The following is a 3,382-nucleotide window of genomic DNA, read 5'->3' as shown; positions in this document are numbered from 1 at the left end:
AATATCATAAACAAGAAATACTCGGCTTAAAAGATGTAAGAGTTGGAGCAGAATACCTAACTAATGTAGCATTAAGTAAGGATACTATAGTAGGCTTATCTCATACTCTAAATGTAGGTGTAGATAATAAATTAAGAGTAGCTAAAGATAGTAGTGAATCTATTGGAGGAGATAAGAGGGTAGAAATACAGGGCAATTATACAGAATCTATACAGGGGGATTCTAGTAAGAATGTAAAGGGGAATAGTGTGGAAGTGGTGGAGGGGGATAAAGATATATCCATTAATAAAAAGCTTAATATCCAAACACAAGATGAAATAACCATTCGCTCTAATGATAATATATATATGAGTTCCCCACAATCTCTTAGCCTAGAATCTGATACAAATGCAGTGATGGTTTCTGATAATATCTCTATGATAGCAGATTCTAATTACACCTTAAATGCCAATAATGAAGCCTCTATACAAGTAGGAGAATCTACTATCACAACCAAAGGAGACTCTGTTATAATAAAAGCAGGTGGAGTAGAAGTTATAATAGATTCTAAAGGGCTTGTAGTAAAAGGTGGAGAGATTAAAGCAGAATAGAGATAAATAAGAAAGGTTGATCAAAAAACTCAGAAAAAGTATAATACTACATAAGATAGAGTTGGAATAGAGCACAAAGGATATAAGTATAATATGTCAAGTTTTAACACAAAGCCTATACACATACAAGTAAGAGATGTCCATTGTAATCTTATAGAGAATGCTAAAATAAAAGTCATCGCACATAATGGCACTATCCTTTTTAATGAAAAAAGTCAAAGCGGAAAGATAATCTTAGATGATATAGAAAAGCTTAAAAAGATTCATAGATTTAAAGTAGAAATAGAACACCCACATTATAAAAGCACTCCAAAAACTCTAGCCTCTTGCATTAGAGAATCTTGCAAAGATAGATTCCATACACTAGAATTCCCCTATCAAACTAAACTCTTAGTAAGTAGTGTATATGGAGAGATAAGAGAAATAGAATCTAAAGAAAGTAAAACACCACAACAAGAAAACTGCCCACATAACAACGCAAATACAATATGCCTACCAACACGCACATATAATTTTGATACAAATACAATAGCAGACCAAGAAGCCACAGAATCTTTAAAACATATACAAATCCATCTCAAAGCCTACTACAATCAAGATTCTATTCCAAATAAAGAAGAACAGAAACAATATTACCAAGAACAAAAGAAACAAACAAAATGGGGGTATATGCTCTTTGATAAAGAAATAGACATAGATTCTAAACTCAAAGAAATGACTAAAGATTCTACTATTCCCCTAACAGAGCTAAAAGAATTTCACAGAATCTACAAAGAAGATTCTATTGCTTTTTATACCAATCAAGCAAATACACCAAATAATACAGAATCTAAAGACTATCTATTAGGTGGGGAAATAGAGTTATACTTTAAAGAGCAATGGCAAGATAAACAAATTAGATTCTTTGCGTATATGGAGGGTGCTAAGAGTGATGTGGGGGTGGATTTTATTCTTACAAAACTAAGAATAAATATTCTTTTACTGCTAAGTAAAACTATTTTATGCAAATGCATTGTATATGAAGATTTTGTTTACACAAAAGAAATAAATAATAATGAGTATATAGCGGTATGTCAAAAACCCTTATCTGAAATTTTAACATCTGCCAATATCTTACAATTAAAAGGACTTGATGTGGAAGCATATTACGATGATTGGTATATGTATTGTGTTCTTGCAGATGATAAATATTCTTACAATCTATCTTTTGGGTTGCTTAAAATGAGAGAAAATGAATACACAATAAACAATATTGTTCGTAAGGATTCTAACGAACCAGCAGTAGCTATTTCATTTATTCCTTTTGATATGGATAATTTTATTATATCTTTAAAATCAAACAATAATGATAGTTTATATAAAATAATAAACTATCCAATATCAGTAGAAAAAAGAAAGCAATATGATGCTGTGTTAAGAAAATATTTTGATGATGCAAAATCTGTCGGTGGATATTTTATAGCGGAATTATACATTAAAAAAATACTTTCAATTAATAATTTTAAAAATTATATAGCAGTTTCGCCATCAGTCAAGAGAAATAAAAGAATATGTGATTTTTTGGACAAACAAAATAAGATTAGACCAAAAACTTATGATTACGACAAGAATTTAATCTATATAGGCAATTCACATAAACCAACGCTCCAAGATAAAAATGTAATCTTAGCTACACATACAGGCAATGTAAATTTTTACTCTTTTGTGGCTGAAATTAAATTCCACGCAAATGCTCTGCTTAATAATAAAGATTATTTTGATAAATGGCATAATAGTGCAATTATCGCTGATATGGGTGTTGCAGAGGGGTATGGGTTTAGCTTATACCAAGATTACTATGATTTAGATAGCAAGTTGGTAAAAGAGCAAGTAGAAATACATAGTGCAAGATTGGAGCAATAGTGATACCACAAGTAAAAAAGTTTTACTTTAAATTTGTTGTGCCGCCTTTGCGCAATACACTAATGTTTGATTTTAGAGCCACTCTTAGTCAAAAAGAATATATAATTTTTTGGCTTAGCATAATCATATTTTATATATTGACAACTCTAACTGCATATAAGGCAATAAGTTTTACACGATGGATTTTTAGGGTATTGTTTGATGTTAAATATCCAAAATGGGATATTGGGCATTTAGAGACCTTTTTTATATTTGGTTGTGTATTGTTTATAACAATTTTTATTGTTCCATTTTTTGTAACAACTGCGAATCGTTTTAAAAATGGCGGTATAAAGATTTATTTTCTCGCTCCTTTATTGATTTTATTTTGGTTGTGGAGTGTGAATTTATTTCAATTTGGCATTCTACCAAACACAAATGCTCCATTGTTTTATAATGCCATTAGTATCTTGTTGTTAGTATATTTTATTGCTGTAAGTATATTAGCGTGTCTATTGCCAACAAAAAAATAAGCAACTCTTCTGGCTTCTATCATACTCCAAGAATTGGAGATGAAGTTATAATCTCTTTCTTAGATAATGATATAGATAAGCCATTTATATCTGGAAGTTTATATAATACAACTAATCCTAGCCTAATACATAATCCCCTAGATTCCCATAAGACTTCTTTATCAAGTAGAACAATAAACTTAACAAATATAAGAAACTCATCAGATTCACTAAACCAAGCAGATTCATCACAAACAGAGCATTCAAACACAGCAAATATCATTGAACAAGGTTATAATGAACTTACCCTATCAAATATAAAAGATAATGAAGAAATCTATATAAGAGCACAAAAAGACTATAATGAATATATTAAACATAATTTCTCTCAAACCATAC

General features: G+C 30.0%; 3 protein-coding genes. All 3 read left to right on the top strand.

The window, feature by feature from the left end; all coding sequences use genetic code 11:
* Nucleotides 1-590 (top strand): bacteriophage T4 gp5 trimerisation domain-containing protein (locus C6H17_RS11945; RefSeq protein WP_418904720.1); only part of this gene is annotated, 590 nt, incomplete at its 5' end.
* 93 nt (nucleotides 591-683) lie between these two features.
* Nucleotides 684-2,492 carry a hypothetical protein gene (locus C6H17_RS12655; protein WP_199768876.1) on the top strand — a complete coding sequence of 603 codons (1,809 nt, stop codon included), beginning with the start codon at nucleotides 684-686 and terminating at the stop codon, nucleotides 2,490-2,492.
* A gap of 487 nt (nucleotides 2,493-2,979) precedes the next feature.
* Nucleotides 2,980-3,382: phage baseplate assembly protein V (locus C6H17_RS11930; protein ID WP_233714128.1), on the top strand; the 403-nt coding region annotated here is incomplete at its 3' end.

It is taken from the genome of Helicobacter rappini, from assembly GCF_900198625.1.
In the GTDB taxonomy this organism is placed as follows: domain Bacteria; phylum Campylobacterota; class Campylobacteria; order Campylobacterales; family Helicobacteraceae; genus Helicobacter_A; species Helicobacter_A rappini.
Note: the sequence above shows the minus strand (reverse complement) of the source record. Positions and strands in the feature narration are given on the sequence as shown.

Coding starts and splice junctions, on each gene's coding strand:
- C6H17_RS12655 (WP_199768876.1), top strand. CDS start 684: ATGTCAAGTTTTAACACAAAGCCTATACACATACAAGTAAGAGATGTC.